The following is a 12,969-nucleotide window of genomic DNA, read 5'->3' on the forward strand; positions in this document are numbered from 1 at the left end:
CAAAACGCTCGGCTGGAAAACCCCAGCCGAGCGTTTACGTGATTTACTACTAACCACCTAACCAGCAGGTGTTGCAACGACCCCTAGAAACCGCCGAGAGGGAAGGCCCGCCGTCGTGAATTGACCTGTTTGCCTTGGGGCTCAGTTCACTGCGCCGGTGTACTTCTCGCCTGGGCCCTTGCCGGGGGCGTCGGGGATCAGCGACTCCTCGCGGAAGGCCAACTGGAGTGAACGCAGCCCGTCGCGCAACGGGCCGGCGTGCTGGGAACCGATCTCCGGGGCGGCCGCGGTCACCAGGCCGGCCAGTGCGATGATCAGTTTCCGGGCCTCGTCCAGGTCCTTCAGCTCCTCGGCGTTGTCTTCAGCGGCAAGGCCAAGCTTGACCGCAGCCGCGCTCATGAGGTGAACGGCTGCAGTGGTGATGACCTCAATGGCCGGCACTTCGGAAATGTCGCGGATTTGCTGGGAGACGTCGCCTCCGGCGTTCTCAGGCTCGAAAACGTGTGAATTGCTGTCTGGGGTGCTCATACTGGTAAGCTTGACACAGACCGACTGGATGTCGTTATTTCAGAGATTGTTCACGAACGATCAGGTTCCCAACGGCGCTTCACTGCGTTGACGGGAATTTTTTCTGTAAGATGGCATGCAGTTTGCAAGCGGAGTTCTCTCCCACCCGCGTCAGCCGCAGTTCCGCAGGATCCATGGAACGCAAGGTTGCCGGGTACTGGTTGGCATCGGAACCGGCACCTGCCGGAACCATGCGTGCAGTCCCTTGAGCGGGGCAGGCACAGCCAATCTTCGAGGCCTTCGATTGCTCCGGCAATTGGGGGCCTTCTCTATTTGCCGGGATCCCACAACAACACAGGAGCTTTAACATTAGCGAGCCAAGAATCAATGAGCGTATCCGCGTCCCCGAGGTGCGGCTGGTCGGCCCTGCAGGTGAACAGGTAGGAATCGTCCGTATAGAGGATGCCCTGCGTCTGGCCGCCGAGTCCGACCTTGATCTCGTTGAAGTTGCACCTCAGGCGAAGCCTCCGGTGTGCAAGCTGATGGACTTCGGCAAGTACAAGTACGAGGCCGCAGTCAAGGCACGTGAAGCACGGAAGAACCAGACGAATACCGTTCTGAAGGAAATCCGCTTCCGCCTGAAGATCGACACCCACGACTACGAGACCAAGCGCGGGCATGCACTGCGCTTCCTCGGCGCCGGGGACAAGGTCAAGGCCATGATCCAGTTCCGCGGCCGCGAACAGCAGCGCCCGGAAATGGGCATCAGGCTCCTGCAGCGTTTTGCCGACGACGTCGCTGAAGTTGGTGTGGTGGAATCCAGCCCCCGCATCGACGGCCGCAACATGGTCATGGTGGTTGGACCGCTGAAGAACAAAGCTGAAGCCAAAGCCGAAGCACGCCGCGCAACGCAGCGGGCCGAAGCCAAGGCGGAAAACGAAGCCAAGGCAGCCGGCGGCGGCCGCATCGATGTTTCCGGCGACGATCAGGCACCGCTGACGCAGTCACTGGCGGACCTTCTTCCCGAAGGCTTCGCCATCACCACGGAACCGGAAGCAGTAGCTCCTGCTCCCGTGCAGGAGGAAGCTCCCGCCGTCGAACCTGCAGCAACCGCCGCGCAGGAAGCTCCCGAGCAGGAGCCTCCTAAGCAGGAGGTTGTCCAGGAGGCTCCCAAGAAGGAAGCTCCCAAGGCTTCGGCGCCGAAGGCTGCTGCACCGGCCGCCAAGGCTGCTGCACCGGCACCCAAGGCTGCTGCACCGGCACCCAAGGCTGCTGCACCGGCCGCCAAGCCGGCTGCGGAGAAGCCCGAAGCTGCCAGGCCGGCAGCTGCGGCGCCCAAGCCCGCAGCAGTTCCTGCTCCGCCGAAGCCGGTGGCCAGGCCGGCTGCACCGAAGCCCGCCGCACGCCCTGCCCCCAAGGCAGTGCCCAAGCCGGCCGGCAAGAAGACCACTTAGTCCACAGCTGCCGGAGGTCGCCCTCCGGCAGTCAGCAACCAGCACGCCGCCCCCAGGGGCAGCTGCGCGATAGAACTGCAGGCCCAGCCTGCGGACACGTAAGGAGATCGGTTCCCATGCCGAAGATGAAAACCCACAGTGGTGCTAAGAAGCGCTTCAAGCTGACCGGCAGTGGCAAGCTGCGCCGCCAGCAGGCAAACCGCCGCCACTACCTCGAGCACAAGTCCTCCAGGCTGACCCGCCGCCTCGCCGGCGACAAGATCGTCTTCAAGGGCGACGCCAAGGTCATCCGGAAGATGCTCGGCATCTAGTTTCCAAGTTTTTTGACTGACCACCACCTGGTGTAAGTCACCTACCAAAAAGCCTTCTCAGGCCGCCGGGAATTCCGGCAGTAGATGCTTGGGAGCAGAATTTTCGAAGGAGTACGCACGTGGCACGTGTGAAGAGGGCGGTCAACGCCCACAAGAAGCGCCGGGTTATCCTTGAACGCGCAAAGGGCTACCGTGGACAGCGTTCACGCCTGTACCGCAAGGCAAAAGAGCAGCTGCTGCACTCGTTTGTGTACAGCTACGGCGACCGCAAGAAGAAGAAGGGCGACTTCCGCCGCCTGTGGATCCAGCGTATCAACGCTGCGTCCCGCGCCAACGGCCTCACCTACAACCGTCTGATCCAGGGCCTGAAGGCCGCTGAGGTTGAGGTTGACCGCCGCATGCTGGCCGAACTGGCCGTTTCCGACGCCAACGCCTTCGCCGCGCTGGTCCAGGTTGCCAAGGACTCGCTGCCTGCCGACACCTCCGCCAAGAAGGTCGCCGCTGCGCAGTAGCACCTGCCTTCCCTCGCAGGAGGGGCAGTTCAGGAACTCGTGGCGCTAGCCACTAAAGTTTCCTATATGAACGAAACCGGGCGCCCGCAGGATTTTCCACTCTCCAACCCCCGAGCTGATCGGGTGAGGGACGTGGCAAAGCTTGCCGGGCGCCCGGCCCGTTTAAAGCGCGGCCAGTTCCTGGCTGAGGGCCCGCAAGCGGTTCGTGAAGCTCTGAAGCTCCACCAGCAGCGACTGGCCGACGGTGCCGCCGGGGTGGTCACCGAAGTGTTTGCAAGCGTTGCCTGCCTGGACCGGTTCCCGGAATTCGAGGAGCTGTCCGAGGGGACGAACGCCCGCCTTGCCACCGATGATGTCCTGGCCGCCATGGCAGATACCGTCAACCCCCAGGGCATCATCGCCGTCTGCCGGTTCCTTGACGTCACCCTGGAGGAAGTGCTCGACGCCGGTCCCCGCCTGATTGCCGTCCTGTGCCAGGTCCGGGATCCCGGCAACGCCGGAACAGTGCTCCGCGCGGCAGATTCCGCCGGGGCGGACGCAGTGATCCTCACGGGTTCCAGCGTTGACATCTACAATCCCAAGGCCGTCCGCTCCACTGCGGGATCCCTGTTCCACCTCCCTGTCGTCTTGGCGGTTGACGCCGGCGACGTCGCGGCGGCATGCCGCGCCCGTGGGATCGGCATTCTGGCGGCGGACGGATACGGCTCCCTCAACCTTGATGCGTTGCAGGACGAGAATGCCCGGCGGCGGCTGACGGGCGAGGGCACTCCATCAGCGTTCGATCTGGAAAATCCCACCGCCTGGCTGTTTGGCAATGAAGCGCAGGGGCTGTCCCCGGAGGAGCTCGACCTCGCTGACCACCGGGTGGCGGTGCCGGTCTATGGCGCTGCAGAAAGCCTTAACCTTGGCACTGCCGCCACCGTCTGCCTTTACGCGAGTGCCCGGTCGCAGCAGCTGCCGGTGGGCCTGACGGCGTAGCGGCACGCGGACACCACACAACGGGGGCCCCGGATCGTCCGGAGCCCCCGTTTGGGTTGAATTTGGTGTGGACCGGAACTCAGGGCACGCGTGAGGTCTTGCCGCGTCCGTTGATGGCTCCGTAGATGCCCGCGACCACCAGGCCGCCTACGATGGCCAGAATCCAGGTGCCGAGATCGAAGAAGGCGAGATCGCCCCTGTTGAAGATCAGGCTGCCGATCCAGCCACCCACTATCGCGCCCACCACGCCCAGAACCAGGCTGGTGACCCAACCGCCGCCCACCCTGCCGGGCATCACGGCCTTGACGATGGCCCCAACAATAAGGCCGAGGATAATCCAAGCAAGAAAACCCATGTCTCCTCCTTATAGTGACCGGGATAACGGTCCCGATGACCACAAGCTAACATAGGGCCCACCCGATGTCAGCAGGCTTAGCGTCTGTTGCCGGTGCATGCCGGAGGCAGCCGCCGGGCGCGGGAGGATCAGGCGGACAGCGGCTTCTTGCGTTCCAGCAGTCCGCTGGCTACCGCAACGCCCAGTCCCAGGACCGCCAGGCAGGCGCCCACCAGGGCGGGTGCCACGTAACCCCATCCCCACGCGATCACCAAACCGCCCAGGAAGGCGCCCAGGGCATTGGCCACGTTCAGGGCAGCGTGGTTCAGGGAGGACGCCAGGGACGGCGCATCCGGGGAGGCATCCAGGAGGCGGGTCTGCAGCGCCGGGACGAGCATGGACCCGGCAGCGCCAACCACGAAGACCATCAGCAGCGCCGACCAGGGCCATTGGGCGGCCACGGCATATACCACCAGGGCTACCGCGATGGCAGGCAGGACGGTGTACAGCGTGCCCATAACGGATTTATCGGCGATCCTGCCGCCCACCACGTTGCCGGCCACCATGCCCAGGCCGTAAAGGGCCACCACCAGTGGAATGAGAGAGGACGGGAGGCCGGCCACGTGCGTCATGGTGTGCGAGATGTACGTGTAGGTGGCAAAGAAGCCGCCAAAACCGACGATGCCGATCATGATGGCCAGCCACACCTGGAGCCGCTTCAGCGCTCCGAGCTCGCGCCGGATGCTCGCGTCAGGATGGGCCTTCTGGAAGGGAACGAACCGCCAGATCAGCACCAGTGTGAGCACTCCCAGGAGGCCCACAAGGATAAACAGCAGCCGCCAGCCGTAGGCCTGGCCAACCCAGGTTGCGGCCGGCACACCGATGACGTTGGAAATGCTCAGGCCCGCCATCACCATGGAGATGGCCCAGCCACGGCGGGTGGGGGGCACGAGCGAGGCGGCGATGACCGCGGCCACCCCAAAAAACGCGCCGTGCGGCAGCCCGGCTGCGAACCGTGAAACCAGCATGGATCCGTAGTCGGGGGCCAGGAAGGACGTGAGGTTGGCGACCGTAAAGAACAGCATGAGGCCGAGCGCCAGGTTCTTGCGCGGCAGCTTGGCGCCGACGGCGGCAAGCAGCGGTGCACCAACCACCACTCCCAGCGCATAGGCGGAAATGAGGTGCCCGGCTTCGGGCGTACTGATGCCCAGGCCCTGTTCCACTTCCTTGAGCAGGCCCATCATGGTGAACTCGGTGACCCCGATCCCCACCCCGCCCATGGCAAGGGCCACGATGGCCATGGCGATATTGGGGGAGGAGGTGCTTTTTGCCGTGGGCGATTGTAGGACGCTGCTCATGTGCCTGCTTTTCAAGTGCTGGAGATACAAGGTAAGGCTGCAGCCACGGCAGTGGGGCTGAACTGGACCTGGACCCCGGGGACAACCCCTGGCGGGACGCAGGTATTCCCGCGGCGGTGAAAGAATGCCCGGGTCTTTCCATTGTCCACCATAGAATGGGGCGGTGACTGGACTGATACAGGTGGTGGGCGGCGCCATTGTTGACCGTCTCCAGGAACCTTCCATGCTGCTCGTGGCCCGCCGCAGTGCGCCGGAGAAACTCGCCGGCCTTTGGGAGTTCCCGGGTGGCAAGGTGGAACCGGACGAGGCGGCGGAAGTGGCGCTCCGCCGCGAGCTGACCGAGGAACTGGGAATCGGCGTCCGGCTGGGTGCAGAGCTTCCGGCGGAAGCCCCCACTGGCTGGCCATTGAATGACCGGGCCAGCATGCGGGTATGGTTCGCGGAGATCGCCCGGGGTGAGCCGCAGCCCCTGCAGGACCACGACGAACTTCGGTGGGTATCACTGGACCACCACGATGAGGTCCTTGGCCTTCCCTGGATTCCCGCCGATTTCCCCATCGTGCGGGCCCTGCTGGCGGCCCTGACCGTACCGGCCGGCGGAGCCCGCTCCTAGAAAAGCGTTGCTTGTCCCTCCGGCCCTGATGCGGAAGCCGGGGAATGCGCCGTGCCCGCACCTGCCACGGCAGGGATGCTGCCGGCCGGGTACTGCGCTTCCTCACCCCGGGGGTCGTCCACATCCCGGTGGCTGAAGCCGGACGAATGGGAAAAGCCGTGCCTGGCCTTGAAATAGCGGACCTTTGCGGCGAGCCACGTGCGGTATTCCTTCGAGGCGTAGGAGCCTGTCCCGTAAAGGCGCCGGTAGCGCCCCGCAAGGCCGGGGTGGTTTGCGGCGATCCATTGCATGAACCATTCCCTGGTCCCGGGTTTCAAGTACAACGCACCGGCAGTTACCCCGGTAGCACCGGCGGCAGCGAGGGAGGCGAACAGCGAATCCAGGGCTTCGTCGCTGTCCGAGAGCCACGGCAGGATGGGCATGGCCATCACCCCGCAGGGCAGCCCGGCTTCACGAAGCCGGGACACAAGCTTCAGCCGTGCCCGCGGGCCGGGCGTACCAGGCTCCACCGCCTCGGACAGGGCTTCGTCCGTCATGGCGAGGGAGATGCCAAGGCCCACCGGCACTTGGGTGGCTGCGCTCTTCAACAGCGGAATGTCCCGGGCCAGCAGTGTTCCCTTGGTGAGGATGGACAGGGGAGTGCCGGAATCGGCCAGGGCGGTGATGATCCCGGGCATGAGCCGGTAGCGGCCCTCCGCCCGCTGGTAGGGGTCCGTGTTGGTGCCCAGCGCGACCTGCTGCCGCATCCAGGACGGTTTGGCCAGCTCTTTCCGAAGGACCTCTGCGGCGTTGACCTTCACGACCACTTGGCTGTCAAAGTCCAACCCGGCGTCGAAATCAAGGTAGGTGTGGGTCTTCCTGGCGAAGCAGTACACACAGGCGTGGCTGCAGCCCCGGTAAGGGTTGATGGTCCATTCAAAAGGCATCCGTGAACCGGCCTGAACCTTGTTGAGCACCGACTTGGACGTGACCTCATGGAAAGTGATGCCGGCGAACTCGGGCGTTGTGACAGACCGGACCAAGCCTGCCAGGGGAAGCAACGCGGGCCGGGCGCCAGCCGCATCAGTTTCTGCCGGCGTCGGCATCAGTGCTTGGGCATCCCATCTCATGAGCTCCATTCGAATATACGTTCGAACTTAAGTCAAGAATGCGGAAACAGTTACCGCCGGCTACGCGCCGGGCAAAAGTTCCCACACCACATTGATGGCAGCGCCGACCACCGACTCCCCGGTTTCGACGGTAAGGGATTCGACGGCGGCAGCCCGCTGCATCCGGGCTATTGGCACTGGACCCTGGACGGGGGCGATGTCCGCTACGGACAGCACCCGCCCCAGGCGGGCCGAGGCAAGCCGGGCGTACTGCTGCGCGGTACGCAAGGCGTCCAGCCAGGCAGCCTCCCGCGCACGGGCCCGCACTGCGGCATCGTCGTTGAAGGTGAGTTCCAGTCCGTTCAGCCGGACGTCATTTCCGCCCGCGTCCACGGCGTCGGAAATCGCGGCGGACGCGGAACCGGGCGCGCGCAACCTCACGGTAAGGGTGCTGGCCGCAACGTATCCGGTGACGCGCTGTCCCTCACCTTCCCGCCACACGAGGTCAGCACGGACGTTGAGGCCGGTGGTGCGGATGTCGGATCCCGCGATCCCGTGCCGGCGGAACGCCGACGTCACGGCTTCGGAACTCGTGCCCGCCCGGGAGTAAGCCGCCTCCACGGAGTCGGCCCGGCACTCGACGCCGATTGACACCACCATCAGGTCAGGGGTGGCTTCCGCCGAGCCGGTCCCGGTAACGCTGACGGAACTGCTGGATCCGGTGGCGGTGGAGTCCGTGCCGGCGGGCTGGTACCCGCCATGCCCGACGTCGTCATCCGCGTCGCCGCGGCCGGGTTCAGTTTGCATGGGTCACGCCTCCACTTCAGATGGGCGCCCGGGCCGGCCCCGGTCCAAGGGCGCAGGGTACCCGCCGGCGGCCAACCCCGCGTGGCGTTCGAAGACGTTGCCCGTGCCCGGATTGCCGGTACGCAGCAGCGACCAGCCTGCGGCGAGGAAGTACAACGGGAGGAAAGGAACGCCGAGGCACCAGGCGTACTGGGAGCAATGCTTTTCCTCGTGTCCCAGCAGCGCAGGGCGGGAGAGCAGGTCAGCGGCGGTGCAGCGGCACAGCACCACGTTCCCGAGCGTGAACGCGCCGGCGAACGGCAGGCGCCACCGGTATCCTGCGGCAATGAGCAGGCCCCGTGGCCCCCTGCTCACTTTCGTCCCCGCCAGTGCGGACACGGCAAGGCCCAGGACCGTGCTGCCGTTGAGCACATTGGCTGCCCGGCGCACCTTCTGGGTACCCGTCAGGGGCAGCCGGGTTGCCGAAACCAGCCGTGGTGTCATGAGGACATGGTAGCCGGGGGAGTTCAATTAGACTGGAGGGCAGTGGCCGCCAGATTTTCCGGTAGGCCCTGACCTGGTCATTGAATGAACTGATATGTGCATGAGAATTCAGGGCATTCATCCATGACCTGCCAGTGACGGACGCGCCGCCGGGAAACCGTGCAGGCTGCCCGTTCACCGGCAGCCACGACTCGTAGCTAAGAACAGTAGATGACTGAAACTTTGCCGGGCGCCGCCATCCCGAACCCCACGGATGAAGCCGCCATCACTGCCGCTGTAGACCAGGCCATCGCCGCCATCGCCGGCGCGGCCACCCTTGACGAACTGAAGGCGGTGAGGCTCGCGCACACCGGTGAGAAGTCGCCGCTCAGCCTCGCCAACCGCGAAATCGGAAAGTTGGCCAAGGACCAGAAGGCCGTCGCCGGGAAGCTGATGGGCGCGTCCCGCGGACGCGTCAACAAGGCGCTCGCGGACCGCTCGGCAGAGCTGGAAGCGGAAAACGACGCGCGGATCCTCCTTGAGGAGACCGTTGACGTCACTGCCGCACCCCGCCGTCGTCGTGCCGGTGCCCGCCACCCCCTGTCCACCCTCCAGGACCGCGTGGCGGACATCTTCGTGGGCATGGGCTGGGAAATCGCGGAAGGGCCGGAGGTCGAATCGGAGTGGTTCAACTTCGATGCCCTGAACTTCAAGCCGGACCACCCGGCGCGGGAGATGCAGGACACCTTCTTTGTGGAGCCGCCCGAGGCCCACCTGCTGATGCGCACGCACACCTCACCCGTGCAGGTCCGTTCCATGCTGGAACGCGAATTGCCCATCTATGTGCTCTGCCCGGGAAAAGTGTTCCGGACGGACGAACTGGATGCGACACACACCCCTGTGTTTCACCAGTTCGAAGGCCTCGCCATCGACAAAAAGCTCAGCATGGCCGACCTTCGCGGCACCCTGGAGCACTTCGCACGGCAGATGTTCGGCGACGAAGCCCAGATCCGGCTGCGCCCCAACTACTTCCCGTTCACCGAGCCCTCCGCCGAGCTGGACATCTTCCACCCCGGTGCCAAGGGCGGGCCCCGCTGGATTGAGTGGGGCGGCTGCGGCATGGTCAACCCCAACGTGCTCCGCGCCGCGGGCATCGACCCGGACGTCTATTCAGGTTTTGCCTTCGGCATGGGCATCGAGCGGACACTGATGTTCCGCAACGAAGTCGGCGACATGCGCGACATGATCGAAGGCGATGTACGTTTCAGCGAGCACTTCGGGATGGAGATCTAACAGTGCGTATCCCAATTTCCTGGCTGCGTGAATTCGCAGAGGTACCGGCCGGAGCAACGGCCGAAGACGTTATGGCTGAACTGGTCAAGGTCGGTTTTGAAGAAGAGGACGTCCACCGTCCCACGGACACCCTCCAGGGCCCCGTTGTGGTGGGCCAGGTCCTGAGCCTGGTCAAGGAACCGCAGACCAACGGCAAGACCATCAACTGGTGCCAGGTGCGTGTTGTCCCCGAGGGCCGGGAGCAGACCCTCACGGGCAAGGGCATCGACCCGTCCGGTGTGCAGGGCATCATATGCGGCGCGCACAACTTCGTGGAGGGCGACAAGGTAGTGGTGACGCTTCCGGGCGCAGTGCTGCCGGGCGATTTCCACATTTCCGCGCGGAAGACGTACGGCCACCTTTCCGCCGGCATGATCGCCTCAGTCCGCGAACTCGGCATCGGCGAGGACCACGACGGCATCCTGGTACTGTCCCGCATCGGGCTGGACCCTGAAATCGGCACCGACGCCATGGAGCTCCTGGGCCTCTATGACCAGGCTGCGGAAATCAACGTCACCCCGGACCGCGGCTATGCCTTCTCCATCCGCGGCGTGGCACGCGAGTACGCGCACGCCACCGGAACCGTCTTCACCGATCCCGCCGCGAAGGTCCAGGCCCCGGCGGAACTCACCGGCGGCTACGGCGTCAAGATCAACGACGACGCACCCATCTACGGCAAGCCCGGCTGCGACCGGTTCGTGGCCCGCACCGTCCGCGGCGTCGACGCCACCAGGCCCACTCCGCCCTGGATGACCTCCCGTCTCCGGCTGGCCGGCATCCGCTCCATCTCCCTGCCGGTGGACATCTCCAACTACGTGATGCTGGAACTCGGCCAGCCCACGCACTGTTACGACCTGGACAAACTGTCCGGCGACATCGTGGTGCGCCGGGCCCTGGCGGGCGAGAAAATCACCACCCTCGATGACAAGGAACGGGCGCTCGACGCCGAGGACCTCCTGATTACCGACGCCTCCGGGCCGATCGGCATCGCCGGCGTGATGGGCGGCGCGGCAACTGAGGTGGGCGGTTCGACGTCGAACATCCTGGTTGAAGCCGCGCACTTCGATGAGGTTTCCATCGCGCGCTCCCGCCGGCGGCACAAGCTGCCGTCCGAGGCTTCCAAGCGCTTCGAGCGCGGTGTTGACTGGCAGGTGGCCGGTGTCGCCGCCCAGCGGGTGGTCGACCTCCTGGTGGAGCTGGCGGGCGGCACGGCCGACGAAGCGGGAACCGACGTCGGAACCGCACCGGAGTCCGTGACCATCGAGCTGCCTGCAGCCTTTGCTGCCGCCCGGATCGGCATCGACTTCACCGATGAGCAGATTGTTACCGCCCTGGAGGACCTGGGCGCCGCCGTGGTGAAGAACGACGCCGGCTGGAGCGTTACAGCCCCGAGCTGGCGGCACGACCTCGAGACCAAGGAGGACCTCTCCGAGGAGATCGCCCGCCTTGTGGGGTACGACCAGATTCCCGCCACCTTACCGGTGGCGCCTCCCGGTCGTGGCCTGACGCGCGTGCAGCAGCAGCGCCGCCGCCTGATCCAGGCACTGGCTGATGCCGGGCTTACCGAAGTCCTGTCCTACCCCTTCGTGTCCAAGGCGGCGAACGACACCTTCGGCGTGGCGGGCCAGGGAGCAGGCCGGACCGCAGTCAAGCTGGCAAACCCGATCAGCGAGGAGCAGGGCTTCCTGCGCACGTCCATCCTGCCGGGACTCATCGAGGTGGCCAAGCGCAACCACTCCCGCGGCTTCCGCGACCTGGCGCTCTTCGAATCGGGCCTGGTGTTCCTGCCGGCTGAGCGGATGGGCACCGACTCCATCCCGCCCCTTGGCATCAAGCCCAGCGATGAGGTGCTGGACGGACTGTACGACGGCGTCCCCGCCCAACCGTTCCACGTTGCCGTGGTCCTCACGGGCCACGATTCCCCGGCTGCGGCGGCACATGCACCGCGGGTGTGGGACTGGGCAGATGCCCTGGACATCGCCCGCCTGGCCGGGGACGTCCTCGGCGTGGAAGTAGTGGTCAGCCAAGGCAGCCACCAGGCATTCCATCCGGGCCGTGCGGCGCAGTTGTCGCTGCGCTCCGGGGAGGTTGTGGGCTACGCCGGCGAGCTGCACCCCAAGCTCCTTGCCGCCTCGGACATGCCGGCCCGTTCGGTTGCCCTGGAATTCAACGCCGACGCACTGTTCAACGCTGCTGCTGACGTGATCGTGGCCCGCCACATCTCGTCGTTCCCGGTGGCCACCCAGGACGTGGCGCTTGTGGTCCCTGCCCACGTGCCGGCCGACGAGGTACTGGCCACACTCCGCGAAGGTGCCGGCGAACTGCTGGAGGACGTGGCGTTGTTCGATGTCTACGCGGGCAAGGGAATCGAGGAAGGCAAGAAGTCCCTGGCCTTCGGACTCCGGTTCCGTGCCGCCGACCGTACCCTCACGGCGGACGAGGCATCAGCTGCCCGGGAAGGCGCTGTGGCCCTCGCGGCTGAGCGCTTCGGCGCAGTCCAGCGCTAGCAGGCAGCACCCGTGCTCCCATGGAGTCCAGGTTGATACTGCGGGCAGTGGATATCTCCGCTGATATCCGTTGCCCGCAGGCAGGCCAGGGCTACGCAGGCGGGCTGGTTCCCGGACAGGCAGACGCGCGCCGGGCAGCAGCGATGGAGCCCGGCGCAGCCGCACGCTTCCTGGCGGGCAGGGCAGCGTTGCGCCTTTTTGCGGGCAGCGTCCTCGGCATCCCGGCCGCGCAGCTGCAGGCGGCATACTCCTGTCCGCAGTGCGGATCCGGACCAGACCTCTCCCATGGCCGCCCCGGGTTCACGCATCACGGCGGACCGGTGCCCTTGCTCCTGAGTATGGCCCGGGCAGGAAACTGGGTTCTGCTTGCCGGCCTCACAAAGCCGGTGGCCGGGGAGCGGCTGGGCGTTGACGTCGAAAATCCGGAACTGCTGGGCTTCGAAGGCTTTGAGGACGTCGCCTTGGCGGAGTCGGAAAAGCCGGCACTCGCCGGACTTCAGGGCGCAGCCCTGCTCCGCGAACGCGCACGGCTGTGGACCCGGAAGGAAGCGTGGCTCAAAATGACCGGCGACGGGCTTCGGACGGACCCCCGGGACGTACCCGTCCTGGACAGGCCGGAGCTGACAGACCTGCCGTCCGCCGCAACGGGACTGCCGGCGTCGCTCGTTGCTGCCGTGGCGCTCGGCAAGCCGGGTTAGCCGGGCCG

Annotated in this window: 14 protein-coding genes; 8 read left to right on the plus strand and 6 right to left on the minus strand. The window is 65.7% G+C overall.

Annotated elements, in window-relative coordinates; all coding sequences use genetic code 11:
- Window positions 1-141 precede the first annotated feature (141 nt).
- Complete coding sequence (locus tag ACFVYC_RS21480; protein ID WP_387554112.1) at window positions 142-528, minus strand: DUF1844 domain-containing protein; 387 nt, start codon at window positions 526-528, stop codon at window positions 142-144.
- 389 nt (window positions 529-917) lie between these two features.
- Between ACFVYC_RS21480 and infC the strand changes: the two genes are divergently transcribed.
- From infC to ACFVYC_RS21500, 4 genes are all read left to right on the plus strand, one after another.
- Window positions 918-1,961 (plus strand): translation initiation factor IF-3, encoded by a 1,044-nt coding sequence (gene infC / locus ACFVYC_RS21485; protein ID WP_387554114.1) that lies wholly within the window; start codon window positions 918-920, stop codon window positions 1,959-1,961.
- A gap of 116 nt (window positions 1,962-2,077) precedes the next feature.
- The gene (gene rpmI / locus ACFVYC_RS21490; protein ID WP_009358635.1) at window positions 2,078-2,272 is read left to right on the plus strand and encodes a 50S ribosomal protein L35; all 195 of its coding nucleotides are present in this window, start codon (window positions 2,078-2,080) and stop codon (window positions 2,270-2,272) included.
- Between the two features lie 119 nt (window positions 2,273-2,391).
- Window positions 2,392-2,784, plus strand: a complete 393-nt coding sequence (gene rplT, locus ACFVYC_RS21495; protein ID WP_104042761.1) for a 50S ribosomal protein L20 — start codon at window positions 2,392-2,394, stop codon at window positions 2,782-2,784.
- 66 nt (window positions 2,785-2,850) lie between these two features.
- Window positions 2,851-3,762, plus strand: coding sequence for a TrmH family RNA methyltransferase (locus ACFVYC_RS21500; RefSeq protein WP_387554116.1), 912 nt, complete (start codon window positions 2,851-2,853; stop codon window positions 3,760-3,762).
- Window positions 3,763-3,841: 79 nt separating this feature from the next.
- Here the strand turns inward: ACFVYC_RS21500 and ACFVYC_RS21505 are convergent, their stop codons facing one another.
- Both ACFVYC_RS21505 and ACFVYC_RS21510 read right to left on the minus strand, forming a co-directional pair.
- Window positions 3,842-4,117, minus strand: a complete 276-nt coding sequence (locus ACFVYC_RS21505; protein WP_387554118.1) for a GlsB/YeaQ/YmgE family stress response membrane protein — start codon at window positions 4,115-4,117, stop codon at window positions 3,842-3,844.
- Window positions 4,118-4,245: 128 nt separating this feature from the next.
- Window positions 4,246-5,454 (minus strand): MFS transporter, encoded by a 1,209-nt coding sequence (locus ACFVYC_RS21510; protein ID WP_387554120.1) that lies wholly within the window; start codon window positions 5,452-5,454, stop codon window positions 4,246-4,248.
- Between the two features lie 163 nt (window positions 5,455-5,617).
- On the opposite strand from ACFVYC_RS21510, the gene ACFVYC_RS21515 reads away from it, so the two are divergent.
- The gene (locus tag ACFVYC_RS21515) at window positions 5,618-6,067 is read left to right on the plus strand and encodes a (deoxy)nucleoside triphosphate pyrophosphohydrolase (protein ID WP_387554122.1); all 450 of its coding nucleotides are present in this window, start codon (window positions 5,618-5,620) and stop codon (window positions 6,065-6,067) included.
- Here the strand turns inward: ACFVYC_RS21515 and ACFVYC_RS21520 are convergent.
- Genes ACFVYC_RS21520 through ACFVYC_RS21530 form a run of 3 tightly spaced genes read right to left on the minus strand, consistent with a single transcriptional unit; the run spans window position 6,064 to window position 8,445 of the window.
- The gene (locus tag ACFVYC_RS21520) at window positions 6,064-7,176 is read right to left on the minus strand and encodes an Rv2578c family radical SAM protein (RefSeq protein WP_387554172.1); all 1,113 of its coding nucleotides are present in this window, start codon (window positions 7,174-7,176) and stop codon (window positions 6,064-6,066) included. The two genes, ACFVYC_RS21515 and ACFVYC_RS21520, sit on opposite strands and share 4 nt — an antisense overlap.
- 60 nt (window positions 7,177-7,236) lie before the next feature.
- The gene (locus ACFVYC_RS21525) at window positions 7,237-7,962 is read right to left on the minus strand and encodes an SIMPL domain-containing protein (RefSeq protein ID WP_387554124.1); all 726 of its coding nucleotides are present in this window, start codon (window positions 7,960-7,962) and stop codon (window positions 7,237-7,239) included.
- A gap of 3 nt (window positions 7,963-7,965) precedes the next feature.
- The gene (locus ACFVYC_RS21530; RefSeq protein ID WP_387554126.1) at window positions 7,966-8,445 is read right to left on the minus strand and encodes a hypothetical protein; all 480 of its coding nucleotides are present in this window, start codon (window positions 8,443-8,445) and stop codon (window positions 7,966-7,968) included.
- A 210-nt stretch (window positions 8,446-8,655) separates the two neighbouring features.
- Between ACFVYC_RS21530 and pheS the strand changes: the two genes are divergently transcribed.
- Genes pheS through ACFVYC_RS21545 form a run of 3 tightly spaced genes read left to right on the plus strand, consistent with a single transcriptional unit; the run spans window position 8,656 to window position 12,961 of the window.
- On the plus strand, window positions 8,656-9,717 hold the full coding sequence (pheS, locus tag ACFVYC_RS21535; RefSeq protein ID WP_387554128.1) for a phenylalanine--tRNA ligase subunit alpha: 1,062 nt from the start codon (window positions 8,656-8,658) through the stop codon (window positions 9,715-9,717).
- Window positions 9,718-9,719: 2 nt separating this feature from the next.
- Complete coding sequence (pheT, locus tag ACFVYC_RS21540) at window positions 9,720-12,263, plus strand: phenylalanine--tRNA ligase subunit beta (protein WP_387554131.1); 2,544 nt, start codon at window positions 9,720-9,722, stop codon at window positions 12,261-12,263.
- A gap of 47 nt (window positions 12,264-12,310) precedes the next feature.
- Window positions 12,311-12,961, plus strand: coding sequence for a 4'-phosphopantetheinyl transferase family protein (locus ACFVYC_RS21545; RefSeq protein ID WP_387554133.1), 651 nt, complete (start codon window positions 12,311-12,313; stop codon window positions 12,959-12,961).
- Window positions 12,962-12,969: the final 8 nt, after the last annotated feature.

The organism is Pseudarthrobacter sp. NPDC058329, assembly GCF_042879835.1.
Taxonomy (GTDB): Bacteria; Actinomycetota; Actinomycetes; order Actinomycetales; family Micrococcaceae; genus Arthrobacter.

Coding starts and splice junctions, on each gene's coding strand:
- ACFVYC_RS21525 (WP_387554124.1), bottom strand. CDS start 7,962: ATGCAAACTGAACCCGGCCGCGGCGACGCGGATGACGACGTCGGGCAT.
- ACFVYC_RS21510 (WP_387554120.1), bottom strand. CDS start 5,454: ATGAGCAGCGTCCTACAATCGCCCACGGCAAAAAGCACCTCCTCCCCC.
- rpmI (WP_009358635.1), top strand. CDS start 2,078: ATGCCGAAGATGAAAACCCACAGTGGTGCTAAGAAGCGCTTCAAGCTG.
- ACFVYC_RS21505 (WP_387554118.1), bottom strand. CDS start 4,117: ATGGGTTTTCTTGCTTGGATTATCCTCGGCCTTATTGTTGGGGCCATC.
- ACFVYC_RS21480 (WP_387554112.1), bottom strand. CDS start 528: ATGAGCACCCCAGACAGCAATTCACACGTTTTCGAGCCTGAGAACGCC.
- pheS (WP_387554128.1), top strand. CDS start 8,656: ATGACTGAAACTTTGCCGGGCGCCGCCATCCCGAACCCCACGGATGAA.
- ACFVYC_RS21520 (WP_387554172.1), bottom strand. CDS start 7,176: ATGAGATGGGATGCCCAAGCACTGATGCCGACGCCGGCAGAAACTGAT.
- ACFVYC_RS21530 (WP_387554126.1), bottom strand. CDS start 8,445: ATGACACCACGGCTGGTTTCGGCAACCCGGCTGCCCCTGACGGGTACC.
- ACFVYC_RS21500 (WP_387554116.1), top strand. CDS start 2,851: ATGAACGAAACCGGGCGCCCGCAGGATTTTCCACTCTCCAACCCCCGA.